Consider the following 25,646-nt stretch of genomic DNA (forward strand, 5'->3'; position numbering starts at 1 on the left):
GGCGGCGGGTGTAGCCGCCCGGCGAGCACCCGAGGTGTGGGAACGGATTACTTTTCGGCGCGCAGAGTGCCGAGCAGCCCGTTGTTCTCGGCGTTGATTCCCGCTGCGAACCAGACGCTGTTCCTGCCGCCCGACTTGTCGGTGCCGCGCTGGAGGCCCCACAGCCCCGGGATCACGACCGGCTTCCCCCTGTGGTCCCGCAGGGTTCCCTCGAACCGGCCGGTCTTCAGGTCGAAGGCGTTGATCTTGCCGTCTCCGAAGTTGCCGGCGAGCAGATCACCGGAGAACTTGCCGAACTTCTCGGGCGCCGTCTCGAGGCCCCAGGGCGAGTTGAGCACGCCGTGGCTGGCGAAGCGCCTGAGCAGCCTGCCCTCCGTGCTGAACACATCGATGAAGCCGTTGCCGGGACCGGCGACGTCGTCGTGCTTGTCGGCGTCCTGCTTGGCGTAGGTCACGAAGACCTTGTCGCCGATCAGCTTGACGTCGAACGGTGCGAAGCCGCTTTCGATGTTCGGGTCCTGGAACCGGTTGTCCGGCGGCAGGAGACGGAAGTTCGTGTCGAAGCTGTCGATGCGGGCGTCACGGAAGTTCGCGACGAGCAGGCGCGGCTCGTGGCACTTGCCGCCCTTCTTGCAGTCTTCCCCGTGCCCCTTGGCCTCCCCGTGCTCCTTCTCGCCCGGCACGATCGTCAGGCCCTTGAATACGGCGGTCTCGCCGTCGCTGTCCTCGTGCGCGACCCGGACGGCGTTCGTCGGGTTCACCTCCGGGTTGAAGGCGAAGACGTCACCGTCCTCCCCCGCGAAAAGGAAGCGGGCGACCCCGGACTTCCCTGTCCCGGAGTCGGTGAAGCGGAAGGCGTCGGTGTCGTTGCGCACGACCCCGGTCGGGGCGCCGCCCTCAGGGATCGACACGACCCGGGGGAGGATGTTGACGGGTCGGTTGTCGAGGGCGCCCGAGTACGTCGTGGCCTTGTCCGAGCCGTTGTCCGAGACAAAGATCTCGCCGGCGGGCGTACGGGCCAGCCCCCAGGGGTTGACCAGATTCGGATCGGTCTTCTCCGCCCGGCCCGGGATGTCGGACACGAGATCGCGCTCCCGGAAGCCGTGATCGGCATTGCGCGGCGCGTCCCCGGCCCCGGGCGGCGCCGCGGCGACGAGCGCGCCGAACGTGCCCAGGGCGAGCGTGACCGCGGTCAGCCGCCGCAGGCTGGAACGGGGTCTACGGGCCGATGCCTTTGATGCCATGCGATTACTCCTGTTCCAGTGCGAGCCCCATTGCGGGGCAAACAAGCAGAAGTCATCTCATGTGATGGCTGCTATATACATAAACGACACGCAGAGCACGTCATCGACAGGCGGAACTTCGAGCCGCTGGCCACGCCGTTTCCTACGCCGTCGTGGCCCGGCCGCTCCTTCGGAGCAAACCCCACGTGCGGGTAGCTGTGGTTCTGGCTGGCCGAAAGGCGCAGGCCGCTGACACCGGGTCAGGAACAGACCGATGACGACGGCGTGCGGCCGAGATGACACCGCCGAAGGCACAGCCGACTCGGGCGACGTAGGTGCGGTGAACCAGCCGTCGGCGGGCGCGCGCACCCAGCGCCATACCGCCGATGAAGACCATCGTGAACAGGCCATCACCCGGCCACGTTCGATGGGGATGCCGATGTGCTGGATCGCGCGCCGGTGGACTGTCTGTTGCAGCGGATCGGGCGGCTCCACTGGCATGAAGGGACGCAGCGGCTCGCAGGGCACCGGGTGCCGCGGGTCCTGGTGACGGGCGACGCCTGCGACGCAACGTCATGGTGATCTCGGCCAGTGCGGGGGAGTGTGATCGCGCCAGTGCCGGTGTGCCACCCCCTCGTGTGATCGTTTGTTCGGCAAGTACCTGTTCCTGATGCCGACATGACATAGCGGTGACCGCTCATGAGCATGGTCATCGACCACAGCACCACGGTTTGTTCCTGTCCTTGCGGCCTCAACGCGGCCTCAATCAGGCCCCACGGAGCCAGGCGAGCGCCGCGCGGGAGGGTCTCGCCGGCTCGCGAACGGGGCTCGTACTCGCCCGCGGCGGATTCCCCTTCCAACGCGCAGGGGCTCCGCCGGGGCAAGGTCCGGGGAGAGCCACGTTCGCCCGGTTTGATCTCGGAATGCGGTGGGAGGTCAGGACAGCCTCGCCGGCATGAGCCATACGACCCGGACGCGGAAGACGTTCGGCTTCGCCGCGTCAGCGGGGCGGAGCGCGGATCCTTCCAGGACCGGGCGGCCCGTTCCGGTGTTGCCGATCGGGTTCACGCGTCTGGTGTGCACCCGCGCCCCTGGCTGGCCTCACACCGAGAACTCGCGTATCACCGTGTTGCGGAACACCGCGCTGCCGCCGATCGTGAACAGTGCGAGCCGGGTGTCCAGGAGGTACGGGAACACCTGGCTGGTGTGCACGTAGCGGCCGTCGTCGACGAACATCTCCACCGACGTGCGGTCCACCAGGATGCGCAGCTTCACCGTGCCGGCGGACGGGTCGAACGGGGTGTGGCTCTCCTGCCACTTGCCGGACGTGTCGGCGTTCACCGTGTTGCGTCGGTTGAGGAAGGCGTAGTTGGCGTAGATCCCGGCATCGATGTGCCGACCGCCGTCGGGTGAGCGCCTCATCTGGAGGCCGGCGCCGGTGAGTTGGGACCAGGTGATCTCGGTCGTCACCTCGTAGGAGATACCGGTGTAGTCGAGCACCTTCGTGCCGTCCACGGTCACGTCGCCCAGGTTCACGGTGCGGGAGACATGCGAGTCGAGGCCGGCGACAGGCTGGGAGGCGAGGTAGTAGGTGTTGTCGGATGCCTTCTTCAGGGTGATCTCGCGGACGATGGAGTCGGTGCCGTTGAAGCCGTCGCAGTCGATGGTGGGGGTGGTGCCGGCGTAGTCCCAGTTGTTCACCCATCCGATCGCGTACCGGGCAGCCGCGTCCACCGCGCCGCTCGCGTCCCGCTTCTCAAAGGTGACGGCGGCGTACCAGTCCCAGCCGTGGTCGAGCCACTGCGGGTCACTCGCCTCAGCGGTGAACGCGCTGCCGTCGAAGGAACCCGTCCAGTAGGCGTACGTGTTGGGCAGCCCCGAGCTCTTCCCGTTGGCGCTCGCGCCGAGCACCCATTTCACGGTGCCGTCGCCGGCGGTGATGCGGAACAGGTCGGGGCACTCCAGGACGCCGATGCCGTCGTGGACGAAACCGTTCACGTACGTCCAGGACTTGAGGTCGTCGGAGTGGTAGAAACCGATCTTGTCGTTCTCCGCGAGGGCCATCACCCAGCGGCCGCGGTCCTCGTCGCGGATCACCTTGGGGTCGCGGAAGTCGGCGACGCCGGGGTTGGGCACGACGGGGTCGGTCCCGTAGTTGTTGAAGGTGAGACCGCCGTCGGTCGAGTAGTACAGGAACTGCTCCTGGTGGTCGGTGCCGCCGCCGGGGGACATGGTGACGATGACGACGACCGCGCCCGCGCCGAATCCGGCCGTGTTGCCGGTGTCGACCACCGCCGAACCCGACCAGAGATCGCCGCCTGGCGTGGTGTCCTTGGGCACGGCTACCCCGCGGTCGGCGAAGGAGACCAGGTCCTTGGTGGTGGCCAGGCGCCACGCGGTGCCGACGACACCGGTGAAGTAGTCGGCGTTGTAGAGGTAGTAGTAGTGGTACTCGCCGTCGATCCAGACGGGCCGCTGCGGGTCGTTCTTCCACTGGTCGGGGACCGTGAAGTGGTACGCGGCGCGGTAACTCGCCCCGCTCGCCGCGGACTTGGTCCCGCTCTTGGCCGTGGCCCCGGGCTTGGGCTTCGGGGCGGCCGTGGCCGCTGCGGTGGGCAGCAGCGCGGCGGCGGTGCCCGCCGCCGATCCCGCGAACAGTGATCTCCTGGAAATCCCCGATGTTCCGGGCATGACGCATCGTTCCTCTCGTGGCGGCCCATGAGGGCCCGTGGCGGCTCGTCACGCACGCGAGTGCGGCTCACAACGCGGAGGGCGCGAAAAATCGGCTCATGTGAACGAGGACTGTAGACCTAACTCGTTAAAGGTCAAGCGTTCCCGACCCTTGACAGGTCTGCTGCCCGGTTCCCATCATCTGGGGCATCATCCCTGATCTAACACGAGTTAGGCCCGTTGATGACTGACTCGCACCTCCCTCGCCGCACGCTGCTGCGGTACGGCGCATACGGGGCCGGAGCAGCAGCCCTGGCCGCGACCGCCGCGAGCTGGGACCGGCTCACGGGAGCCGACATCCCCGGCCGCGACGACGGCTCCCTCGTCGTCGCCACCCTCGGCTCCGCCTTCGACCCGGCCACCGTCGGCGCCCTCACCAAGGGCTTCCACCGGCTCCACCCCGACATCCCGCTGCGGGTGAACGCGGTGCAGGCCGTCGACTGGTCGGATTTCTTCGCGAAGATCCTCACCCAGATCGCCGCGGGCACCGCACCCGACCTGGTGTATGTGGCCACCGAGGGCGTGCAGCTGTTCGCCCGGCGGCTCGGCGTGCCCCTGGACCGCTGGGTGCGGCGGGACGCGGCGGAGCTGCGTGAGTACTTCGCCGACGTCCACCCCTCGCTGGTGGAGTCGATGATGTACGAGGGGAACCTCTACCAACTGCCGATGGAGTTCAACGCCGCCGACATGTACCTCAACAAGCAGGTGCTGAAACGGGCGGGCGCGGGTTTCCCGGCGGCCGACTGGAGCCGCGACGACTTCACCGCGCTGCTGCGGGAGATGAAGCGTGCCGGAGATGCGCACTTCACGCCGTACTTCTGGACCAACCGGCTGTGGGGCGGCGTGGTGCCCTGGCTCTTCGCGGGCGGCACGAACCTGCTGAAGGAGTCGAAGGCGCCCGGCGGCTCCTGGCTGTGGGACACCTTCTACCCGGCCGCCGACCGGCAGGGGCGCGGCGGGGGCTTCCGCTGGACGACCCCGCAGGCCACCGCCGACCGGGTCGAGGAGGCGTACGACTATCTCGCTTCCCTCGTCCAGGAGGACCTGTGCACCCGGCCCGAGGGCGGCAACGGCAGCAATCTGGTCGGCGTGTTCTCCACCGGCCGCGTCGGCGTCACACCGGCGGGCGGCTTCTGGGCGGGCGGCCTGCAGCAGGCCGGCATGCGGGCCGCCGACTACGACGTGCAGTACTTCCCGCGCTGGCGTACCCAGCGCCACCAGTTCGGCGCGGCGGGCTACGCGCTGCTGCGCACCTCGAAGAAGCAGGAAGCCGCCTGGGAGTTCATCAAATACGCGGCCCGCAAGGACACCATGACCCGGCTGTTCCAGAGCAACCAGACCACCCCGGCCCGGCGTTCGATGCTGAACGCCGCACGCTACGCCGCGAGCGGCCCGGCACACTGGCAGGTCTTCTACGACACCCTCGACCGGTTTCCCGACACCGGCCCGATCCCCGCGCCGCCGCAGGTCGCCGAGGTGACCGACGTCCTGCTCAAGTACACCGGCACCGCGCTGGCCTCGCCGCGTGCAGTGGGTCCCGCGCTGCGTCGGATGCAGGGCGACCTGGAGCAGGCCATGGAGCGTGAGGTATGACGAACACCCAGGTCCCGGCCGTACGTCCGCGGCCCGCCACGCCACCCGCCGTCGCCGTGCGGCCGTCTGTCCGCGACCGCGGCGCCCGGCTGCTGGCCGCGCTGTTCCTGGCGCCCACGGTCGTCGGCATCGTCGTCTTCACGGTCGTGCCGATCATCGTGTCCATCGTGCTGAGCCTGTTCCACTGGAACGTGATCGACCCGCCCCGTTTCGCCGGCGGCGCCAACTACCGCACGACCTTCACGGACTCGACCGTCCTGGTCTCCTTCCGCAACACGCTCCTCTTCATGGTCCTCGCGGTCGCGCTGCAACTGCTGATCGCGCTGGCGCTGGCGCTCGCGCTGAACGGGCGGATGCCGGTGTGGCTGCGGTCGGTGTTCCGTTCGGCGTTCTTCTTCCCGCTGGTGCTGTCCGCCGCTTCGATCTCGGTGGTGATGAAGTACCTGTTCAACCAGGACTTCGGGGTGGTGAACTGGCTGATCGGCCTGGTCGGCGTCGCGCCCGTGCCCTGGCTGACCTCGGAGCACGCGGCGATGGCCACGGTGATCCTGGTCTACGTCTGGCAGCAGTTCGGATTCTCGTTCCTGCTGTTCGTCGGCGGTCTGAACAACATCCCCAAGGAGATCCACGAGGCCGCCGCTCTCGACGGCGCGACCGGCCTGCGCAAGCACCTCGGCATCACGCTGCCGCTACTGTCGCCGACGCTGCTTGTCGCGTCGGTGGTCGGCATCATCAATGCCCTGCAGGTCTTCGAACAGCCCTACGTCCTCACCGACGGCGGACCCGGCGACGCCACCCGCACCGTGGTGATGGTGATCTACGAGAGGGCCTTCGAGCAGCTCGACTTCGGCGAGGCATCCGCGGTGGGCGTGCTGCTCTTCGTGCTGATCATGGCGGTCACCGCCCTCCAGTTCCGGCTCAGCCGGCGTTTCGTCCACTACCAGTGAGCCGGTGAGCCGCATGAGCCAAGCAACCCCGACCCTGAGTCGCGTACGTTACTCACTCACCCCCTGGGCCCGGATCGCCGGACTGACCGTGTGCGCCCTGCTGACGCTGGGCCCGGTCATCTGGACCGTCGCCACCTCACTGCGCACTCCGGCCCAGTCCTTCGACCTGCCCCCGCAGATCATCCCGACGCACCCGACGACCGCGGCCTACCGCGGGGTCTTCCAGCAGATCGACGTGTGGCTGCTCGCCCTGAACTCCACGCTGGTGACGGCACTGATCGCCGTCGGCCAGATGATCACGGCGGGCCTGGCCGGATACGCCTTCGCGCGCCTGGAGTTCCGTCTAAAGAAGCCGCTCTTCGGCCTGGTCCTGGCGACCATGATGGTGCCGTTGCAGGTCACCATCGTGCCGGTATTCCTGGTGCTGAAGTCGATGGGCCTCACCGACACGCTCCTCGGCCTGATCATCCCGGCCTTCCCGACGGCCTTCGGCACTTTCCTGATGCGCCAGTACTTCCTCGGCATGCCGAAGGACCTGGGCGAGGCGGCCATGCTGGACGGCGCGGGGCCCTGGCGGATCTTCCGCTCGGTGTACGCGCCGCTGGCCACACCCGGCCTGGCGATCGTCGGCGTGCTGGCCTTCAACTACCACTGGAACGAGTTCTTCCGCCCGCTGATCCTGGAGACCTCCAGCCAGAACTACACGCTTCCGCTGGGTCTGGTCTCCCTGCAGGGCAACCTCGGCACCGGGTCGATCTCGGTGGTCCTGGCCGGGGTCGTGCTCTCGATGCTCCCCGCCGTCGCCGTGTTCATCGTCGGCCAGCGCCCTCTGCGCGAGGGCATCACCTCGGCAGGAGTCAACCGGTGAGCCACGACCCCCACGCACCTCGGTTCCGGATCAGTCCGGCCGCGGGCTGGATCAACGACCCCAACGGCCCGTTCCGTTGGCGCGGCCGCCGGCACCTCTTCTACCAGTACAACCCGGACGCCCCGGTCCACGCCGACATCCACTGGGGCCACGCCTCCAGCCGCGACCTCGTCCACTGGGAACACCACCCGGTCGCCCTCACGCCGACGCCAGGCGGCCCCGACGAGGCCGGCTGCTGGTCGGGCTGCGTGATCGACGACGCCGGCACACCGACCGCCGTATACACGGGAGTCGACCGTGCCCACGCCGGACTCGGCACCATCTGCCTGGCGCGGTCGGCGGACCCGGACGACGAGCGGCTGACCGAGTGGAAGCCGCTGCCCACGCCGGTGGTGGCAGGGCCGCCGCCGGGACTGGACGTCGTGATGTTCCGCGACCCGTTCGTCTTCCGCTGCGCGGACAGGCGCTGGGCCCTCGTCGGGGCCGGGCACGCCGACGGCACGCCGTCGGTCCTGCTCTACGACTGCGACGACCTGACCGACTGGCGGTTCGCCGGTGTGCTGCTGGACGGCAAGGACCCGGTGTCCGTGGGCGTGTTCAGCGACAAGTCGGTGGGCTGGGAGTGCCCGCACCTGTACCGGACAGCAGGCGGCGACCACGTGCTTGTGGTGTCCCTGTGGGACGGAGATCCCTGCTCCACCGGATACCTGACCGGCCGTCTGCAGGCCGATGGCCGACGCGCGTTGAGGTTTGTGCCGCGCGCCGGCGGCCGGCTCGACCAGGGGCGGGACTTCTACGCTCCCGCCGTGCTCCAGGAGCCGGACCGCGCACTGCTGTGGGGCTGGTCGTGGGAGGCCCGCCCGCAAGAGGAGACGCACCGGGCCGGATGGGCAGGCGTACTCACCGCGCCACGGGTCGTCGACATCCACCCCGACGGTTCACTGCGTGTGAGTCCGGCCCCGGAACTCGACCTGCTGCGCCCGGCCGAGCCGTTCGTCACCGCGCCGGGCCGGGTTCCGCTTCCACACACGTACGACCTGACGGTCACCGCATGTGAACCGACCACGATAAGCCTGCTCCGGGGCGCGGCGGGCCGGGAGCTGACCGTCCGGGCGGACCCTGCCTCGGGGACCGTCGTCCTCGACCGCAGCGCCTGGCCCCGGACCGGCAGGGAAGGCTCCGCCCCGATCACCGTGCACGTGCCGAAGGGGCCGGAACTCGCGCTCCGGCTGCTCGTCGACGGCTCGCTCCTCGAACTCTTCGTCGCTGAACGGGCAATGGTCACCGAGCGCGTCTACCGGCGCCCCGGCGACATCGCCGAGCTGGTCGTCGACGGGCCGGGTGCCCGGGTCACCGGGTGGGCGCCGGACCCACGGAGGCGCGGCTGACCACAGGGCAGGCCAGGCGCCGGACGGTCGCGGGCGGCGTACGGCCGGCTTCGATGGCGTCCAAGAGCAGCCGGGCCGCCGCCTCGCCCATCGCCCGGTGCGGCAGCGCGACCGAGGTGAGCGGCGGTGTGAGGAACGCGGCCATGTGCTCCTGGTCGTCGTAACCGACCACAGACAGATCGGCGGGCACGTCGATCCCGAGCCGGGTCGCCGCGTGCAGGACACCCGCCGCGACCCGGTCGTTGTAGCACAGGACGCCAGTGGGGCGACGGCCCGGCTCGACCCCGTCGAGCAGGCGCAGCGCCCCCGCGTATCCCGCGGAGATCTCCCCGCCGCCGCGCACGATCCACTCCTCGGGCACGGTGACGCCCTCGGCGCGCAGCGCGTCCCGGAAGCCGCGGGTACGTTCCACCGAGGCGATGTCGTCCAGACCGCCGATCACGGCGAGCCGGCGGTGGCCCGCACCGAGCAGCAGCCGGGCCGCGGTACGGCCACCGGCGCGCTCGGCAGGGACCACGGCGGGCAGGGAGTCGTCCTCGGGCAGGCAGTTGGCCAGCACGGAGTGGGTGCGGTGCAGGCCCTCGGGGACGCGGACCCGGCGCAGTGACATGGCCGCGTAGACGATGCCGTCCACGCGCCGGTCGAGCAGTTCCGCGACGGCCGCGTCCTCCTTGACCGGGTCACCGCCGGAGTCAACGGTGAGGACGAGATGGTCGCTGCCCCAGGCGGTCTCCATGGCGCCGCGCAGCAGCCGACCGGCGAACGGCGAGGACGCGATCTCATCGGTGACCAGCCCGATCACGGCCGTACGGCGACGGCGCAGACCGCGGGCCACCGGGTCGGGGCGGTAGCCCAGCCGGGCCGCGGCCTGCCGGATGCGTTCCTGGGTGGCGGGCGAGAGGTTGCCCTCGGCCCGGCCGTTGAACACGAAGGACACCGCGGTGTGCGACACGCCGGCGAGCCGGGCGACGTCCCGTGACGTCGGGCGCCCGGTGCCCGTGCTCCTGCTCTCCTCGGCACCGCCCACGCCGTCCGCCGCCCTCGCCCAGCCCGTCCCTGTCGATCACCGTCCACTCTATCCGCGGGGAGCGCCACGGCACACGGGAGATCCTCAGGGCGCCCGACGGACTATGAGCCCTTTGAGGATCTTGGCGACCCTTGTCGATAAATGCTCATCCTGGCCGTCTTCCCAGTTCAGACGACGTTTAGCGCCTCAGACGTCATCTGCTTTCCGAACGCGGTGTTCGGCTGGCCGGACCACAGGCCCGACATCTTCCCCGCACTGATCACGGCTCCGCGTTCGGCGAGCATCCGCTGGAGTTCGCTGGCCTTCCACATGCCGCGGTTGGCGGCCGCCAGGCGGAGGTTCCACTTCACTGGGCCAGTCCTTTCCATCGGTCGGTGGCGCGCTGTTGTCCGGCGATCCAGGCGTCTTCGACGTGGGTTCCGTGGACGTGGATGTACCGGGCCGTGGTGCCGGTCCAGGTATGTCCGAGGAGCTCCTGGATGGCGAACAGGCTCATGCCGGCGAGGTGGAGCTGGGAGGCGCAGAAGTGCCGCAGCACGTGCGGGGTGAGCTTCCCGGCTCAGGTGGGGAGGCGCTGGGCGGTGGCATCGGCCAGCGACCGGCGGAAAACGTCGGTGGTCGCCCGAGCGCAGGAGTCGTCCCGGTTCTTGCGCTCGGAGGGGAACAGCGGGGCGCCCGGCCTGGTGTGGTCGGCGTCGAAGTGGCCCCATACGTCCTCGATGAACCACTGCAGGTTGCGGTCGGCTCCGTTGATCAGCGGCACCAGCCGTGGCTTCGGCCCGCTCCGCCGGGAGCCCTTGCCGTGCCGGACATTGAGCTTGCCGAACCGGCCCAGTTCCCAGCGGACGTCGTCCAGGTCGAGCATCCGCGCCTCGTTGATCCGCAGCCCCACGTCGGCCGCCAGCCGGGCGACCGCGTAGTTGCGGGCTGCCGGGCCGAACTTGCGACAGCACACCAGCTCCACCCGGCGAACAGCTCCTCGATCTCCGCTTCGCCGGGCGGGATCCGCAGCTGCGGTTCCACCGAGACCCGCGGCCGGTTCATCTCGTCCAGCGGGCACTCGACCACACGGCCGGTTAGGTTGTGCAGCTCGACCTTGCGCCGCAGCTCAAGGAACTGGAAGAACACCGCCAGCGCGCCCGTCCGGCAGGCGCGGGTCGACGGTTTGACGTCGCGAAGCACCTTGCCGAAATAGACATCCGCGTCGGACGGCTCTATCTCCCACAGTGGACGTCCGAACCAGTCCCGAATCCGCTCCAGGTGGTTGGTGTCGCTGCGGATCGTCCTGTCGACCAGTCCGGCCAATGCCCGCGCGAGCACGAACCCCGCCAGCACATCGGTGCGTGCTCCTCCTCGCCCGCGCAACTTCACGGCGGATCCTTGGAGACCGAGGCCATCACCAACCGCCCGGCACGGAGTTGTTCGGCCGGACCCGGCATGCCGAGCTTCGTCTCCACCACCGCGCACGTGAGGCGCCGTACACGGCTGGCGTCATGGAGGATCCCTGCGGGACGGCCTCGGGGTTCTCGGTCACGGCGTGTGCCACTCGTCGAGCTGTTCGCTGCGTCCCGGGGTCGCGAACGGGGTGTAGTGGGCGGGCTGGTGCTCGATCGGCAGGTCGGGACGCCACACGGTCAGAGCCTGGGCGCTGGGAGTGAAGAGCCCGTCGGGGAGCTGGTCGAGCGGGTACCACCGCCAGCGCCGACGCTTTCGCTCTCCTGGTCGGCCGGTTCGCCCTCCCATGCGGTCACGACTGCAGCCACGGTCACGCGGACTACGTCCGCGACGTGGTCGACGAGTGTGCCCAGGAGTACGACGTCTTCCTCGCGGGCAGCGCAGCCCGTTTCCTCCTCAAGTTCGCGGACAACCGCGCGTGTCAGGGACTCACCCGGCTCGACGGAGCCGCCTGGGAGTTCTCGTGTCCCCCTGCGGTGGTAGCCCAGCAGCAGGCCCTTGGGGCCATGGAGGATGGCGCCCACACCGAGCGCGGCATGGGCAACGGGCGGCCTGCTGGTGCGTGGTCGGCTGGTGATCCGGGCGTCGGCGGACGTGGAAGAGACGGCAGGAGACGGGGTTGTCCTCGTCAGGAGCGGCGGACTCTGCAGGAAACCCTGCTCCTTCACTAGCCGGCGGAATCCTGTGTGCAGCACGTGGTCCTCACCCCGCTGAGCGTGCAGGACTGGCTGTGACGTCGTTCAGTGGCTCCGCCATGTGGCTTGGGTTCTAGAGGTAGTTGCAACACCTGACCCTCGGGGTTGTTGCGATGACCAAGCCGCGGCGGAAGCCGAAGAAGCCCGGACCCGCGCCGTTGGCGGACAAGCGTGATCAATACCTTCGCCTCATGGCGCACGGGATGAGCAACTCGGCCGCGTTCCGAGAGGTGGGAATCAACCGCAAGACCGGGAACCGCTGGAGGTACGGAAGGAAGATCGTCGACCGGGCCGGCAACGTGCGCGTCTGATGGTAGGTGTTGCAAGTGTGGTCGGGCTGAGCCTGGCGTTGCTCTTCGCACTCAGCGCGCCCTGGAGCGGACCGTTCATCGTCAGTGGGCATCCACTCGACGCCATCATCGGGGACCTGGAGTCCGGCTTCTTCGACGGCGGTGCGTAGGCGGCGGGTGCGATCAGTGGCCGACATCGCGTGGCGGGGTGAACGGCACCGGAGAACTGGTGGTGCGACGGCTGAACCTCTCGTAGCTTCGGGACGCCCGGCTGGGACAGGACGGCCGGGTGTTTGTTCCGTTTCACGCGCCACGCGGGACCGGATACGACTTGTCCGGCTCTGGCGGCTCGCTCACCGGGTGACGCTGGTGCTGCCGGTGTGCGATCTCTGCGCAGCGTGGGGGTGGTCAGCGGGCGCTGCCGAGGTTGCGGTCGGCGTCGGACCCCTTGAGCATCAGGGTGGTCTCCTCGATGCGCTGGAAGCGGCCGTCAGGGGCGAGGTCGGCGAAGACGTAGACCTCCATGCTCACGGTTGAGCCGTCCGTCTTCGTGATGTGGCAGGTGTGGCGGTCGGCGTACTTGGTGCCGTCGTAGAGCTCTTCGTGGACCTCGATTTCGCCGTCGGCGACGAGCGTGCGCAGGTGGGCGATGTGGTCGAGGAACTCGGTGCGGTCGGCCCACTCGCCGTCGGTGCGCTGGCGGTAGTCGGGGGTGAAGTGGCGGTCGGCGGCCTCGGTCAGGGTGATGTCCTCGTTGAGGAGCAGGTCGGTGAGAGCGGCCTTGATGCCGGTGCGGGTCATGAGAGGTCCTTCGAGCAGGTTCGGACGAGAGGGATTCGTGGTGGTGCCTGGTGGGCCGGGGCCTCAGGCGCTGGTGTTGGTGAGGGTGTCGTCGAGCCAGTCGTAGATGCGGGCCTGGGACAGGCGCATGGCGCCGGGGTGGCAGTGGGCGCCGGCGCCTTCTTCGGCGGTGAACACCATCAGGGTCTTGGGGCAGGTCAGGTGGTCGTAGAGCTGTTCGGGCTGGCCCTTGAAGAACTCGTCCTCGGCGGCGTCGCAGACGAGGGTGGGGCACTGGATCCTTTCGGCGATGCCGTCAGCGAGGGTGTAGTCGAGGTAGGAGGCGTTGAAGGCGCGGGGGGTTCCGACGCCCATGACGTACATGCCGTGGTTGATCGCCCACCGGGCGGTCGCGTCCTTGGCCATGATCTGCTCGAACGCGGCATCGAGTTCGGGGGCGGATTCCGCACGCAGGAGCCGTTCGGCTGCCTTGCGGTCGCCGGGGATGTTCCGGACGGATATCTGGCCGAGGTCGTAGACGCCGTCGACGGCTATCAGCGCGGCCAGGCGGTGTTCGAAGGCCGCGGCCCTGGGGGCGAGTACGCCGCCCATGCTGCTACCGAGGAGTGCGATGCGGCTGTTGTCGACCTCGGGGAGGGTTTCGGCGAAGTCGATTACCGGGGTGATGACGTTCTCCCAGTCTGGGCGGAAGACCAGGTCTTGGTGGTGGCGCGGTCCGGGCTGTCCGGGGCCGTCGAAGACCAGCACGGTGTAGCCACGCTCGACGCCGGCCAGTGCCCCGAAGAAGTGCATCTCCTCCGCGGTGCCGTCGAAGCCGTTGTGCATGATCAGGGTCGGCCGCGGCTCTCCTGTGGTGTCGGCCCGGTAGAGGTAGCCGGGCAGGGTGGTGTCCTCGTACGGAATCTCGACCGGTTCGATGACCGGGGTGTACAGCGCCGCCGCCGAGCGGAAGCAGGCCACGGAACGGTCGTAGGCGTGGTCGTGGCGGGGATCGCAGGGGTGGCCGTGCAGGAAGAACTCCGCCGAGCGGTAGTAGTTCGACGCCCGCAGGAATCCGTCCCGGGCGCTGACCGTGTGGCCGGTGTCCAGGGCCTTCTGCGCTTCGGCGGACACCCGGTCGGCGGTGGCCAGCCACTCCTTGTGCCAGCTGTCGTAGTCGCCCTCGACGATGCGCTCGCTGGTGGAGACGACCTCGCCGAAGTCGGCACCGCCGTAGGCGATGTGGCTCATCGAGCGCAGGGTCTCGTACCAGAACTGGGTGTTGTTCGGGAACAGCAGCTGCTTCATGGCGCTCTCCTCAGAACCTTAAGCACAGATCTGTGCTTACGGAGATCACTGTAGACCCGTGAGCACTGCGAAGCAAATATCTGTGCTTACGATGTGGAGGTGACTTCGAAGCAACCGACCGCACGCATCCGCAAGAGTTCCGAGCAGGTCCGCTCAGCCGTCCATCAGGCGGTCATCGACCTGCTGTCCGACTCCGAGGGCGCGGACCTCGCCATCCCCGCGATCGCTCAACGCGCCGGGGTCAACCACACCAGCATTTACCGGCGTTGGGGCAGTCGTGAGGCTCTCCTGGCCGACGTGGTCACCACCCGCCTCGAACGGAACTGGCCGCTGAACGACACCGGCACCCTGCGCGGGGACCTCACTGCCTGGGCGGAAGCGGGGGTGGAGAGCATCCGCACACCCGAAGGCCGCCTTCTCGTGCGAGCCGTCGCCCTGTCCATGCCGAGCAGCGCCCACACGCAGGCGGAACGCGCACAGCACTTCCAGCGCCGGCTCCACTCCATTGAGCGCATCCGCGAGCGGGCCGCAGCCCGCGGCGAGAACCCCCCGCCCCTGGAGGAGATCCTCGACCAGCTCATCGCACCGCTCTACCTGCGGGCGATCTTCGGCATCGACCCGCCGGCCTCCGGCTACGCGGAACTCCTCGTGGGCAGACTCCTTGGCAACACGGGTGCGCCGGGCGCGGCGTAGGCGTGGCGCACCTGAACCTCCGGCGCCCAGGGCCCAAAGGGTGTCGCGGAAGGCCGCGGGTAGGGCATTGCCCTCCGCTGGGAAGCACCGCAAGGACGGGAGTCCGCACCACAAGGAGGAGTCCACCGGCAGCCGGCTCGGCTCTTGTGGTGCGGATGTGGTGCGCACACTGCCTACGGGGCAAGACAACAAAGAACCCCCGGGCCGTCGCCTGGGGGTTTCGTATGGAGCGGGTGACGAAAATCGAACTCGCGCTCTCAGCTTGGGAAGCTGCTGGTGCCGGGAGCACATGGGGCGGGATATCGCCGCGGGTCCGCGACGTTTACGCTCAGGATCCATGATCTTGCTGAGTGATCCCAAGGTGATCAATATCCCGGTGCAGGACTGCGGCGAACCTCTCACAGAGATCGCCTCGGTCCCAGAGATTGTGCTGGACCCCCGGGAACGAGACGAGGCAGGGGCATACGGCAGGGTCCGGATCGGCGTGCTCGAGCGTTTGTGCTCGGCATCGGAGATGCTTCCCGACGGCGTCAGGCTCCTCGTCATAGAAGGGCATCGCAGCAGCACCGAGCAGGCGCGGCGGCTTGCCCTCTACGAGAAACGCCTACGCCACTCCGGCATCACCGACCCCGTCGACCTGCGGCGCCGGGCCAGCGCCTTCGTCTCCCCGGTCGAGGTGGCGCCACACTGCGCCGGCGCGGCCATCGACCTGACACTCGTTGATGCCGATGGCGTCGAGCTGGACATGGGTGGTGCTGTCAACGGCCACCGCACCGGAGACGAGAAGTACTGTCCGCTGGACGCCTCGGGGCTATCAGACCAAGCACGCCACAATCGCAACCTCCTGGCCCAAGCCATGGGCGGCGCTGGCTTCGTCAACTACCCCACCGAGTGGTGGCACTGGTCTTACGGCGACCGCTACTGGGCACTGATCAGCAAGGCTGACAGCGCCATCTACGGACCAGCCTGACCAACTCGAACCGCAGGAACGTCAGCAGACAGTCACCGACACCCCTTGGAATCGATCATCTAGGAGTTGCGCCTACTGTTGCGCGACCCGGTGAACCGTCTCCGTGTCCGTGCAGGTCACCAAGCGATTTCTGCGTGGTCGGCTCCTGACATCCCCGTTGCGGCCGCTTTCGCCCATGTCCCCTGGCTGGAGTTAAGGAAAAGGGAGGGGCGGGATGGGCGGCGTGGCCCGTGAGAGTCCGATTTGACGCAGCCAATACCCGCCCACCGGCGACGGTGCGCAGAAAATTCTTGGTCCTGGGCGTGAGCGGTCTGGCAGGGGTGTTGACCTGCTGTGGTGGGGGTTGCGGTCGGGGTCTGGCAGGCCGTGGTGAGAATTCCTGACTCGGAAGACTGAAGCTCAGAGTGCTTTCAATGATCGGCCTGATGGTGACCGCCCCCAGCGCCAGCGCGGCAGGAAACTGCTAAGCATATGGGTGAGGTCGTATCAGCCAGCGCGCCTCCATCTTCGTCGGCCGCTTCCCAGCGGTCGCGGTCCGCTCCCTGGTATCGCGTGGCCCGACGCCGGCGACCTTGGCCGCCATGGCGACCTGGGCGCCGCTCCGCTCTTGCCGAGTGCGCGGGGCGAGTTCGCCGGTCTGCGTGCGTGACGATTTCAGCTACGGGTGCCCCCTTCGGCATCGCTGTTCGCCGTGCTAGTCAGGATCGCGCTTGCGACCACGTCGAAGAGGTGATCGGCGCGGGGCGCGAGCGAGCGCTGATCGCCGAGCCAGGCGAGCGCCTCCACCAGCGCGAACAGATCGTCGCCGTCGATGTCGGTCCGCGCCAGGCCCGCGGCCTGGGCGCGGACAAGGAGCCGGGCACCGGCCGCGCGCAGGGTGACGCACGAAGCGTGGAGTGCGGAATCGGGGTCCGCGATGGCGGCGGCCATCAGCACGACCGCGCCCCGGTACTCGGTTGTCCATCCGACGCATTCGCGCAGCCATGAAACGAGAGCATCGCCGGGCGAGTCGTCCGTTGCGAGGGCGTCCGCCTTGGCGGTCAGCTCGCCGAAGCTCGTGTGGAGCAGCGCATCGAGCAGCGCCTCGCGTGTCGAAAAGTGCCGCAGCAGCGTCGCGAGACCGACATCGGCCCTGCGTGCGATGTCGCGCAGTGACACGTCGACGCCCTGCTCGCTGATGGCGGCGCCCGCTACTGCGAGCAGGTGGTCGCGGTTCTTCCTGGCATCGGCCCGCATCTGGCCCCTTGAGTTTTCGGGATCAGTGATCCATTTATTCGGGTCAGTGGTCCGATTACATGGATCACTGATCCGGATAAGAGTATCGTGTAGCGCGTGCAGGGGCGAGCCGCCCCCTGCGGCCGTCACCACCGTCCGTACTGATGCGTCAATTGACGCGGAGTGCGTCGTGCGGCCGAGGTCCCTGTCGAGACGGGGACAGTCCGTCCAAGCACAGGCGCGGGTGCTTGCTCGCGGCGCGCCGGAGGATGGCTCCCTGGACAGTTCGTTGCGCGGGCGGCGGGTGGGAAAGCGAGTGTCATCCGCAGGCCCGGGATGAAGCTCATCGGCGACATCGCCTTCAGCGCCAACGACGAGAGACGGCCTTACCTGGCAACCTGCACGGGGCAGCTTCAGGTGTGACACGAGGTCTCTGCCGGCGGTCTGGACGCCTCCTCATCAGGCCGTCCCGTGTAGCAGCCGGGACAGCTCGGCATTCAGGTCGATGCCGTCACCCTCCCGCCCGGACGGCACCAGGTGGTAGGTGCGCTCCAACCAGTGCGTCACCACTGAGAGGGAAGCTGTGAGGTGGGCGGCCCCGCGCGGAGGGGACAGTACGAGACTCAGCACGGCATCCGGCCCTGTGTGGGCGGGCCAAAGTCGCACGTCCCCTTCTCCGCTCGGCCGGAGTAAGCCCTGCGCCAGCACATCGCGGTCGAACGCCCAGGCGACCGGTTCGTCGGTATCGGCATAGAAGACGATGTGCACGGCATAGGGGTCGTGCGGTTCGTACAGGAGACGGGTCGGCACCTTCACCCGCTGGTCCGGCGTGAGTGCGAACTCGGCATAAAGAGATTGATCTATGCAACGCTCATGAATCCAGCTGTAGGTTCACGGGCTGACGGGTGCACCACTGCAGCCGGCAGCGGTGCACCCACACCCTCCGAAGTCGGTGCCCGCGCATGTCCGGGCACACGCACGTACCTGTCCTGTGCTCCGACGGTCAGCGGGAGGTGCGGTCGTTGAGCCCGTGTGCCTCGGCACTCACGGTGACCCACTTATCGGCGTTCCAGCGGTGGAACTGCTGGCCGTCGTAGGAGTACCGCCGGCCGCCGTTGTTGTGGTGCCACTTATTGTCGTTCCGCTCCCACCTGCGGTGCCTGTCGTAGACATACAGGTCGCTGCTGTCGCGGTCGATGCGACGGTTGCTGCTCTCGCGGTCGCGGTCGCTGTCACGGTCGCCTCCGCGATTGTCGCCGTACTGGACGGTGATGCTGGAGGAGTGAGAGGCGTCCGCAGTGCGGTCGACGGACGGGTCGGACGTCGCCGATGCGGCGCCGCCCACTGCCAGCAGGGTGGTTGCTGCGACAGCGGACCCGACGGCCCCTGCGGATGTTGGGGTTCGGCTCCCAGCGTGGTGACATAGGCGAACGGTATGATCACCCCCCGTGAAGATCGTGACGCAGGTGAAGCTGATGCCGGAGGCCGAGCAGGCCGCCGCGCTGCGCTCCACCCTGCGCACGGTCAACGACCTGGCGTGCTGGGTCTCCGAGGTGGCGTTCGCCCACGGCGTGCCGCGTGAGTACGAGCTGCGTAAGCACACGTACCCGCGCCTCAAGGCCGAAGGGCTCGGGGCGCAGGCCGCCCAGCACACCATCAAGAAGGTGCGCGACGCCTACACCACCTTGAAGGCGAACATCCGGGCCGGGAATCTCGGCAAGGAAGGTTCGAAGCGCCACCGCAAGGCGGAGTCCAAGCCGATCGCCTTCCGGCCCGAGGCTGCGCAGCCGTACGACGACCGGTGTCTGAGCTGGCAGTACGACCAGCAGACCGTGTCGATCTGGACCACCGCCGGGCGTATCAAGAACGTCCGCTTCGTCTGCTCCGCGGACGCGCTCAAGACGCTCCGCGAGTGCCGCAAGGGCGAGTCGGATCTGATCGAGCGTGACGGCAGCTTCTACCTGGCCGCCACCTGCGAGGTTCCCGAGGCCGAGCAGTACGAGCCGGACGGCTTCATCGGCGTGGACCTCGGCATCGTCAACATCGCCACCACATCCACCGGCTACCAGGCCGCCGGGCGCGGCCTCAACCGCTACCGCAAGCGTCAACGTGCCCTGCGGGCCAAGCTCCAGAAGAAGCGCACCAAGTCCGCCAGGCGCCGGTTGAAGGAGCGCTCCCGCCGCGAGACGCGGCATGTCAAGAACACCAACCACATCATCGCCAAGACGATCGTGACCGAGGCTGAACGCACCTCCGCCGGGATCTCCCTGGAAGAACTCAAGGGAATCCGGCAGAGGGTACGGCTCCGCAAGCCCCAACGGGTCGCACTCCACTCCTGGGCATTCGCCCAGCTCGGAGACTTCATCGTCTATAAGGCCAAGCGGGCCGGTGTGCCCCTGGTCTTCGTTGATCCCGCATACTCCTCCCGTGAGTGCGCCGAGTGCGGCCACATCGACCGCCTCAACCGGATCTCCCAAGCCAAGTTCGCATGCCGGTCGTGCGGCGTCGTTGTGCACGCCGACCGGAACGCTTCCCACGTCCTCGCCCGCAGGGGCGAGGACGTGTGGACTGCGGGGCGTGAGTCACGCGTCCCTGCCACCCCATAGGGGTGTCTGGACGGAGGAGCCAACCCAGCAGCCAGTTGGGCGCTACCTCCAAGCCCGGTCCTTTAGGGCCGGGTCATGTTGACCCGCGGTGAGTCTCGAGCAGTCGCAGCCAGATTTCGCCGAGGGTGGGGAAGGCGGGGACGGCGTGCCAGAGCCGGTCGAGGGGGACTTCGCCGGCGACGGCGATGGTGGCGGAGTGGACGAGTTCGCCGACGCCGGGGCCGGCGAAGGTGACGCCGGCGACGGTGCCCCGGTCGGTGTCGATGAGCATGCGGGCGTGGCCGCGGTAGTCCTCGCCGTACTGGTGGGCACCGGCGACGTGGGCGAGGTTGTAGTCGACGACCTTGATGCGGCGGCCGCTCTGTTCGATCTCGCGGCTGGTCAGGCCGACGGAGGCGACTTCGGGGGTGGTGAAGATGACCTGGGGGACGGCGGCCGTGTCGGCGGTGGCGACGTGCGCGCCCCAGGGGGCGTCGTCGACCTGCTCGCTGTTGGCGCGGGCGCCGATGACGGCGCCGGCGATGCGGGCCTGGTACTTGCCCTGATGCGTCATCAGGGCGCGGCGGTTGACGTCGCCGACGGCGTAGAGCCAGCCGCCGTCGACGCCGGTGACACGGAAGGTGTCGTCGACGGTGAGCCAGTCGCCGGGGGTGAGGCCGACGCTTTCCAGGCCGATGCCGCGGGTCTGTGGGGCGCGGCCGGTCGCCAGCAGGATCTCGTCCGTGGCCAGCTGTCCTCCGTCGGACAGCGTGATCCGCACTTCGCCGTCCTCGCGTGTCATGGAGGTGGCAGTGGTGTTGAAGCGGATGTCGACGCCTGCTTCGAGCAGCCCCTCGGTGACCAGGTCGCCGGCGAAGGGTTCCATACGCTCCAGGAGCCCGTTTTCGAGGACGAGCATGGTGACCTGGGAGCCGAGGGCCTGCCAGGCGGTGGCCATCTCGACGGCGACGACGCCGCCGCCGACGATGGCGAGGCGGCCGGGTGCCTTGGTGGCGGTGGTGGCCTCGCGGCTGGTCCAGGGGCGGACGGTGTCGTATCCGGGGATGGGGGGCAGGGCGGCGCGGGTGCCGGTGGAGACGGCGACGGCGTGCCGGGCGGTCAGGTGGACGGTGTCGCCCTCCGGGGTCTGCACGGTGACCTGTTTGGGGCCGGTGAGCCGGCCGTGACCGCGTATGAGGTCGACGTTGACGGAGTTGAGCCAGTCGACCTGGTCCTCGTCCTTCCAGTAGGAGGACATCTTGTCGCGGTGTGCGAGGACCGCCTCGACGTCCAAGGGGCCGGCGACGGCCGGGTCGAGTCCGGGTACGCGGCTCGCGTCGGCACGTGCGACCACCGGCCGCAGCAGCGCCTTGCTGGGGTCGCAGGCCCAGAACGAGCATTCGCCGCCGATGAGGTCGCGCTCGATGATCACGGTGCTGAGTCCGGCGGCGCGGGCGCGTTCGGCCACGTTCTCGCCGACCGGCCCTGCGCCGATGACGATCACGTCGTAGGTGCGGGTGGTCTCGTTCGTCACTGATGTGTTCCTCACTGTTTCGTTCGTCATTGCTTGCGTGCCTGGGCCGGGCTCTCCACGGTCGCGGCCCCTTGCCGGCCGCGTTCGCCGTTGCCTGCCGCCGCACCGCACGGGGTCGAGGGGCAGTCACGGGCTGGGACGGCCGCGGCGGCCAGCGCGGCCCCGTGGCAGCCGGACCGCCGGGCGGCGGAGAGCACCCACCCGTGCGCTCGCCCGGCGGTCCGGTGCCGGTCTTCGGTCCGGACCGCGAGAGGGCTGGTCCGGACTGGCTGTCGTCCGGGCCGGCGACGGCCCGTTGCAGCCCTTGGACGGTTGCTTGGCGGCTTGTGGGAGAGGTCAGCGGCCGGGGAGGCGCTCCGAGATTTCCTGGAGCACCCAGCCGTTGTCGTCCGGGTCGCTGAAGGTGGCGAAGGAGCCGTAGGAGGCGCGCTCGGGGTGCAGGCCGGCCAGCCGCTCCTGGCCGGGGCGGCGGTGGGCGACGTCCCCGTCCTCGTGGCCGTGGAAGAGGCCGCCTGCGTCGTGGAAGATCTCGCTGACCTCGATGCCGCGGCCGGTGAGCTCCGCGCGGGCTTCCTCGATGTCCGAGACAATGAGGTACAGGCCCTGGAAAGAGCCGGGCGTGATGGGGGTCATCCCCTCGCCGAAGATGATCGAGCACTCGGAGCCGGGCGGTGTGAAGTGCACGACCCGGACGTCCTCGCTGGCCTTGTAGTCGACGTCCAGGCGGAATCCTGCCTTCTCGTAGAAGGCCTTGGCCCGGTCGATGTCGGAGACGGGCAGCACGATCATTTCGAGCTTCAGTTTCATGGGGGGTGTCCTTATTTCTTGACGTCGGTGGATTACGCCCAATGCGTCACCGGTTCAACAGGTAGTGGTCGCGGCCGGGGCCTCGTTGCCTCCGGCTGCTGCGGCGGACGGCGTGACGCCGAAGGGGGGAGCGGCTGATCCGCTGTAGTCCGACCTGAACCAATGGTCCGTTTTGCCGGACCACTGATCCGAATATATGGACCACTGATCCGAATAGTCAAGGGGGAGATGTGGGCTGATGCATGAGCGGGGCGTCGATGTGTCACTGCGCGAGATTGCGCGCACGGCGGAGGCCGGACTCGTGACGCTGCTGTGTCACTTCCTGACGTGAGAGGCGCCATCGAGGACACCGAATCTGCACTCCACGCCTCGTGCGTCACGGTGCGCGACTCCTTGCCCGCGCCTGGGGCGCGGTCATGGCGCGGATTGATGGCGCCGACTTGTTTGCACTGCCGGCGACGCTTCGCTCGGCTCGGCGATCAGCGCTCGCTCGCACCATGCGCCGACCGCCTCTTCGGGGTCCCGTCGGCTCGCGGTAGCTGCTGGGTCGACCCGGGCCGGCGAGAAGCAGGGAGCGAACAAGGTGCCCTGGGTCTCGAACTGTTCGTGCGCGCCGCCATCGTCAGCCGCTTCGCGGCGGTCGCGGTCCGCTCCCGGGGAGCGTGCGGCTCGATGCCGGCACCCTTTGACCGCCTTGGCGAACGCGGCCTCGAACTGCTCCCGTCGAGCGTGCGGCCCGGTTCGCCGGTCCGCGAGCGAGACGGTTTCGTCTGCAGGCTTGAGGGTGACGTTCCCCGTCGGGCCCGCTCCTTGCGGTCGTCGGAATCTCGCTCGCGCCAGGCCTCAGGCCTTCGAAGTGGCGCCCCCGCGTGCCGAGTTGGAGCAGCCTCGCGAGCCTGACGTCGGCCCTGCGTGCGATGTCGCGCAGTGACACGTCGACGCCCTGCTCGCTGATGGCGGTCCCCGCTGCGGCGAACAGGTGGTCGCGGTCCGTCCTGGCGTCGGCCCGCGTCTGCCCCTCTTGACTATTCGGATCAGTGGTCCATATATTCGGATCAGTGGTCCGGAAAAGTGGACCGCTGATTCACTTCATTTGCCCCCGCGAAAGACGCAGGAAGAGCGCTGTGCCAAAACAGACCATGAAAGCGATCCGGCTGCACGAGTTCGGCGGCCCTGAGGTGCTGCGCTACGAGGAGGTGCCGGTTCCCGTGCCGGGTCCGGGTGAGGTGCTCGTGCGCGTGCACGCGGTCGGCATCAACCCTCCTGACCGGTATGCACGCGAGGGGATGCCCGACATACCCCCCGAGATCAGGCCCGAGTTCCAGCTCCCCCTGATTCCAGGGACCGACGTCTCAGGCGTCGTGGAAGCCGTCGCCGCCGATGTCAACGGCTTCGCGGTCGGAGACGAGGTGATCGGCCTTCTGCGCTTTCCCACCCTTCTCCAGAGCAGCGCGTACGCCGAGTACGTCACCGCGCCGGCGTCCGACCTCGCCCGCAAGCTGACCGGCATCGACCACGTGCGCGCCGCCGCCCTGGTCATGTCGGGGCTAACGGCGTGGCAGTTCCTGATCGAGCTCGGGCACGATCATCCCTCGCCGTTCCAGGAGGCCCAGCACCGCCCGATGGCACTCGGCAGCAAGAGCACGGTGCTCATCAACGGCGCTGCCGGTGGCGTGGGGCACCTCGCTCTCCAGCTGGCCAAGTGGAAGGGAGCCCGCGTCATCGCCGTGGCCTCCGGCGCTAACGAGACGTTCCTGCGCGAGCTCGGCGCCGACGAGTTCATCGACTACACCAAGGAGCGGCCCGAGGAGGTCGTTCGTGACGTCGACCTGGTCCTGGACACCGTCGGGGGTCCCGACAGCAGGCGCTTTTTGCGCACTCTTAAGCGCGGCGGTTCCCTCTACCCGGTGTACTTCGGCCAGTTCGACGACGAGGAGAACGCGAAACTGGGTGTCACGGTCACGGCCGTGTCGGTCCGCTCGAGCGGCGCGCAGCTCGCCGAACTGCAGAGCTTGGTCGACGCGGGGAAGATTCGCGTCGCGATCGACAGCACGTTCCCGCTCGCGGATGCCTGGGGGGCGCACGAGCGCGTCGCCCGGGGGCACATCCGGGGCAAGGTCGTGCTCACGGTCGCTTAGGGACGAGCGGTTTCACCGACGCGTCCGGTGGTCGCCCTTCAGGGCACAGGTGGCCTTCGGGACGCGGATGCGGAGACCTGGGGGCGCAGCTGGCGAATCCGTTCGGCCCCTCACTCGCGCAAGGCTGTGAAATCCGTCGCTCTACCGGGAGTGCGCTGATCGTCGGACGGATTCCCCCGATGGGCTGGCCATCCCCGCCTTGGCGCCGCGTGGACCGGCACCGACGTCTACGGTCGGCTAACGCGTACGGGCACGACGCACACGGCGGGGGAGTGGGATGAGGAGTTGGGAGAGGGCGCTGGCGGTGCTGGAGGCGCTGTGCGAGCGCGGTCAGGCGGCCGGGCACGGCTGGACGCTCGACACGGAGCTCCTCCCACCGCACCAGCAGCAGGTGAACGCCCTGGAGAACCAGGGCCTGGTGGAGCTCGCCTCCAGGGAGGACCGTGCGGAGCTGTCGGCTCTGGAGGGTCGGCCCGTGCGGTGGGCGGCCCGGCCGACGCCGTACGGCCACGACACCCTCACTTACGGCTGCTCCCGCCCCCGCGCCGAGCCCCCGCCCGGCGAGCAGGAAGCAGACCGGCAGGCGGTGGAGCTGATCCCGTCGCAGATGGCGGCACTGCGTGTGTTCGTCGGCCTCACCGGCCAGCTCCAGGTGCCGCCGGTCGACGGGCTGGCGGAGCAGGTCCGTTCGGCGTCGTGTGATCACGGGATCAAGCGGTGGCGGTTGTATCTGACGCTAGAGCAGATGGAGTCGGTGGCGTACGGGTTGTGGCTGCACCGGATGACGGGCTCCGCCGCGGAGGCCAACCGCTTCGGCCGCGAGTACGGCGTCGTGCACAGCCCGGCACGGGCCTCGGACAACCCGTCGGCGGGCGGAGCGGCCGCGCGGGGCGGTAGGGGGGTCAGCGGGCGAGGGTGACGGTGATGGGCGCGGCCTCCTGTGGCCGCTCGCGCCGCGCTCGTGGGACAGAGCTGCTGGGCTCCCGCGCCGCGTGGGCGCGGCCGGTCTCCTCTGGTCTGGATCCCGTCACGCGGCGCGGCCTGCGGCCTCGCTGGAGGTCAGCCGATGCCGGTGACCTGGAGTGCGGTGGTCCAGTTGTTCTTGATGGCGCTGCGTGCGGCGGACAGGGTGATGGTGCCGTTGCAGACGGCGTTCTTCAGTTTCGTCTCGGTGCCGTCTTTGGTGTAGGCGGTCTTCGTGCCGTAGTGCGGCTCGGGCCACAGGTTGCCGGGGTCGCGGGGCGCGCCGCCGAGTTCCAGTGGTACGAGGTGGTCCTCCTCGTAGTCCGACATGTTGGTGTCGGAGTACCCGTAGTCGGTGATGCCCTGCGCCTTGAGGGGGTTGGTGTAGGACGTGGGGGGCCGGACGGTGGCGGTCCAGCCGGACACGCAGATGGTGC

At 68.8% G+C, this 25,646-nt stretch carries 24 protein-coding genes and 5 pseudogenes; 12 read left to right on the plus strand and 17 right to left on the minus strand.

Annotated features, from left to right (window positions below):
* Window positions 1-47: 47 nt before the first annotated feature.
* From ACFVWD_RS50115 to ACFVWD_RS50125, 3 genes are all read right to left on the minus strand, one after another.
* Window positions 48-1,244 (minus strand): TIGR03118 family protein, encoded by a 1,197-nt coding sequence (locus ACFVWD_RS50115; protein WP_389605237.1) that lies wholly within the window; start codon window positions 1,242-1,244, stop codon window positions 48-50.
* Window positions 1,245-2,159: 915 nt separating this feature from the next.
* Window positions 2,160-2,306 carry a hypothetical protein gene (locus ACFVWD_RS50120; protein ID WP_389605239.1) on the minus strand — a complete coding sequence of 49 codons (147 nt, stop codon included), beginning with the start codon at window positions 2,304-2,306 and terminating at the stop codon, window positions 2,160-2,162.
* Window positions 2,307-2,324: 18 nt separating this feature from the next.
* Window positions 2,325-3,914, minus strand: coding sequence for a glycoside hydrolase family 32 protein (locus ACFVWD_RS50125; RefSeq protein WP_389605240.1), 1,590 nt, complete (start codon window positions 3,912-3,914; stop codon window positions 2,325-2,327).
* 222 nt (window positions 3,915-4,136) lie between these two features.
* Here ACFVWD_RS50125 and ACFVWD_RS50130 point away from each other — a divergent pair, with 222 nt between their 5' ends.
* Genes ACFVWD_RS50130 through ACFVWD_RS50145 form a run of 4 tightly spaced genes read left to right on the plus strand, consistent with a single transcriptional unit; the run spans window position 4,137 to window position 8,749 of the window.
* The gene (locus tag ACFVWD_RS50130) at window positions 4,137-5,546 is read left to right on the plus strand and encodes an extracellular solute-binding protein (protein ID WP_389605242.1); all 1,410 of its coding nucleotides are present in this window, start codon (window positions 4,137-4,139) and stop codon (window positions 5,544-5,546) included.
* A complete protein-coding gene (locus ACFVWD_RS50135; protein WP_389605244.1) occupies window positions 5,543-6,493 on the plus strand; it encodes a carbohydrate ABC transporter permease in 951 nt (316 codons plus the stop codon). Before ACFVWD_RS50130 ends, ACFVWD_RS50135 begins: the two co-directional genes overlap by 4 nt.
* A gap of 13 nt (window positions 6,494-6,506) precedes the next feature.
* On the plus strand, window positions 6,507-7,361 hold the full coding sequence (locus ACFVWD_RS50140) for a carbohydrate ABC transporter permease (RefSeq protein WP_389605246.1): 855 nt from the start codon (window positions 6,507-6,509) through the stop codon (window positions 7,359-7,361).
* Window positions 7,358-8,749 (plus strand): glycoside hydrolase family 32 protein, encoded by a 1,392-nt coding sequence (locus ACFVWD_RS50145; protein WP_389605248.1) that lies wholly within the window; start codon window positions 7,358-7,360, stop codon window positions 8,747-8,749. The genes ACFVWD_RS50140 and ACFVWD_RS50145 overlap by 4 nt, the downstream gene beginning before the upstream one ends.
* Here the strand turns inward: ACFVWD_RS50145 and ACFVWD_RS50150 are convergent.
* The 5 genes and pseudogenes from ACFVWD_RS50150 to ACFVWD_RS50170 all read right to left on the minus strand — a co-directional run.
* Entirely contained in the window at window positions 8,712-9,776 is a 1,065-nt protein-coding gene (locus ACFVWD_RS50150) for a LacI family DNA-binding transcriptional regulator (RefSeq protein ID WP_389605250.1), read from the minus strand. The two genes, ACFVWD_RS50145 and ACFVWD_RS50150, sit on opposite strands and share 38 nt — an antisense overlap.
* A gap of 218 nt (window positions 9,777-9,994) precedes the next feature.
* Window positions 9,995-10,126, minus strand: a pseudogene (locus tag ACFVWD_RS50155) (XRE family transcriptional regulator); the annotation flags it as partial.
* Window positions 10,123-10,314, minus strand: a complete 192-nt coding sequence (locus tag ACFVWD_RS50160) for a tyrosine-type recombinase/integrase (RefSeq protein ID WP_389605252.1) — start codon at window positions 10,312-10,314, stop codon at window positions 10,123-10,125. The pseudogene ACFVWD_RS50155 and the gene ACFVWD_RS50160, both read right to left, overlap by 4 nt.
* Window positions 10,315-10,335: 21 nt before the next feature.
* The gene (locus tag ACFVWD_RS50165; protein ID WP_389605254.1) at window positions 10,336-10,740 is read right to left on the minus strand and encodes a site-specific integrase; all 405 of its coding nucleotides are present in this window, start codon (window positions 10,738-10,740) and stop codon (window positions 10,336-10,338) included.
* Window positions 10,741-11,306: 566 nt separating this feature from the next.
* Window positions 11,307-11,846, minus strand: a pseudogene (locus ACFVWD_RS50170) (NUDIX domain-containing protein); the annotation flags it as partial.
* 193 nt (window positions 11,847-12,039) lie between these two features.
* On the opposite strand from ACFVWD_RS50170, the gene ACFVWD_RS50175 reads away from it, so the two are divergent.
* Window positions 12,040-12,237 (plus strand): hypothetical protein, encoded by a 198-nt coding sequence (locus ACFVWD_RS50175; RefSeq protein WP_389605256.1) that lies wholly within the window; start codon window positions 12,040-12,042, stop codon window positions 12,235-12,237.
* Window positions 12,238-12,254: 17 nt separating this feature from the next.
* Window positions 12,255-12,386: a hypothetical protein gene (locus tag ACFVWD_RS50180; RefSeq protein ID WP_389605258.1), complete on the plus strand. Its 132-nt coding sequence runs from the start codon at window positions 12,255-12,257 to the stop codon at window positions 12,384-12,386.
* A 238-nt stretch (window positions 12,387-12,624) separates the two neighbouring features.
* Here ACFVWD_RS50180 and ACFVWD_RS50185 read toward each other — a convergent pair whose 3' ends face one another.
* Both ACFVWD_RS50185 and ACFVWD_RS50190 read right to left on the minus strand, forming a co-directional pair.
* Window positions 12,625-13,017 carry a nuclear transport factor 2 family protein gene (locus ACFVWD_RS50185; protein ID WP_389605260.1) on the minus strand — a complete coding sequence of 131 codons (393 nt, stop codon included), beginning with the start codon at window positions 13,015-13,017 and terminating at the stop codon, window positions 12,625-12,627.
* A gap of 63 nt (window positions 13,018-13,080) precedes the next feature.
* On the minus strand, window positions 13,081-14,304 hold the full coding sequence (locus tag ACFVWD_RS50190) for an alpha/beta hydrolase family protein (protein WP_389605262.1): 1,224 nt from the start codon (window positions 14,302-14,304) through the stop codon (window positions 13,081-13,083).
* Between the two features lie 99 nt (window positions 14,305-14,403).
* Between ACFVWD_RS50190 and ACFVWD_RS50195 the strand changes: the two genes are divergently transcribed.
* Both ACFVWD_RS50195 and ACFVWD_RS50200 read left to right on the plus strand, forming a co-directional pair.
* Window positions 14,404-14,997 (plus strand): TetR/AcrR family transcriptional regulator C-terminal ligand-binding domain-containing protein, encoded by a 594-nt coding sequence (locus ACFVWD_RS50195; RefSeq protein WP_389605264.1) that lies wholly within the window; start codon window positions 14,404-14,406, stop codon window positions 14,995-14,997.
* Between the two features lie 337 nt (window positions 14,998-15,334).
* A complete protein-coding gene (locus ACFVWD_RS50200; RefSeq protein ID WP_389605266.1) occupies window positions 15,335-15,967 on the plus strand; it encodes a M15 family metallopeptidase in 633 nt (210 codons plus the stop codon).
* A 654-nt stretch (window positions 15,968-16,621) separates the two neighbouring features.
* Here the strand turns inward: ACFVWD_RS50200 and ACFVWD_RS50205 are convergent.
* From ACFVWD_RS50205 to ACFVWD_RS50215, 3 genes are all read right to left on the minus strand, one after another.
* Window positions 16,622-17,203, minus strand: coding sequence for a TetR/AcrR family transcriptional regulator (locus tag ACFVWD_RS50205; RefSeq protein ID WP_351537645.1), 582 nt, complete (start codon window positions 17,201-17,203; stop codon window positions 16,622-16,624).
* 438 nt (window positions 17,204-17,641) lie between these two features.
* On the minus strand, window positions 17,642-17,992 hold the full coding sequence (locus ACFVWD_RS50210; protein ID WP_389605268.1) for an SsgA family sporulation/cell division regulator: 351 nt from the start codon (window positions 17,990-17,992) through the stop codon (window positions 17,642-17,644).
* Window positions 17,993-18,185: 193 nt separating this feature from the next.
* Window positions 18,186-18,527, minus strand: coding sequence for a hypothetical protein (locus tag ACFVWD_RS50215; RefSeq protein ID WP_389605270.1), 342 nt, complete (start codon window positions 18,525-18,527; stop codon window positions 18,186-18,188).
* 130 nt (window positions 18,528-18,657) lie between these two features.
* Between ACFVWD_RS50215 and ACFVWD_RS50220 the strand changes: the two genes are divergently transcribed.
* Window positions 18,658-19,788 (plus strand): transposase, encoded by a 1,131-nt coding sequence (locus ACFVWD_RS50220; RefSeq protein WP_329329947.1) that lies wholly within the window; start codon window positions 18,658-18,660, stop codon window positions 19,786-19,788.
* A 73-nt stretch (window positions 19,789-19,861) separates the two neighbouring features.
* On the opposite strand, the gene ACFVWD_RS50225 is transcribed toward ACFVWD_RS50220, so the two are convergent.
* Both ACFVWD_RS50225 and ACFVWD_RS50230 read right to left on the minus strand, forming a co-directional pair.
* Window positions 19,862-21,331 carry a dihydrolipoyl dehydrogenase family protein gene (locus ACFVWD_RS50225; protein WP_389605271.1) on the minus strand — a complete coding sequence of 490 codons (1,470 nt, stop codon included), beginning with the start codon at window positions 21,329-21,331 and terminating at the stop codon, window positions 19,862-19,864.
* Between the two features lie 306 nt (window positions 21,332-21,637).
* Entirely contained in the window at window positions 21,638-22,108 is a 471-nt protein-coding gene (locus tag ACFVWD_RS50230) for a VOC family protein (RefSeq protein ID WP_389605273.1), read from the minus strand.
* Between the two features lie 244 nt (window positions 22,109-22,352).
* On the opposite strand from ACFVWD_RS50230, the pseudogene ACFVWD_RS50235 reads away from it, so the two are divergent.
* Window positions 22,353-22,630, plus strand: a pseudogene (locus ACFVWD_RS50235) (TetR family transcriptional regulator); the annotation flags it as partial.
* Window positions 22,631-22,961: 331 nt separating this feature from the next.
* Here the strand turns inward: ACFVWD_RS50235 and ACFVWD_RS50240 are convergent.
* A pseudogene (locus tag ACFVWD_RS50240) lies at window positions 22,962-23,156 on the minus strand (hypothetical protein); the annotation flags it as partial.
* Window positions 23,157-23,247: 91 nt separating this feature from the next.
* Between ACFVWD_RS50240 and ACFVWD_RS50245 the strand changes: the two are divergent.
* Entirely contained in the window at window positions 23,248-24,246 is a 999-nt protein-coding gene (locus ACFVWD_RS50245) for an NADP-dependent oxidoreductase (protein ID WP_389605275.1), read from the plus strand.
* Between the two features lie 277 nt (window positions 24,247-24,523).
* Entirely contained in the window at window positions 24,524-25,165 is a 642-nt protein-coding gene (locus ACFVWD_RS50250) for a DUF6417 family protein (RefSeq protein WP_389605274.1), read from the plus strand.
* Window positions 25,166-25,305: 140 nt separating this feature from the next.
* Here ACFVWD_RS50250 and ACFVWD_RS50255 read toward each other — a convergent pair.
* Window positions 25,306-25,646, minus strand: a pseudogene (locus tag ACFVWD_RS50255) (hypothetical protein); the annotation flags it as partial.

It is taken from the genome of Streptomyces sp. NPDC058086, assembly GCF_042885015.1.
Taxonomy (GTDB): domain Bacteria; phylum Actinomycetota; class Actinomycetes; order Streptomycetales; family Streptomycetaceae; genus Streptomyces.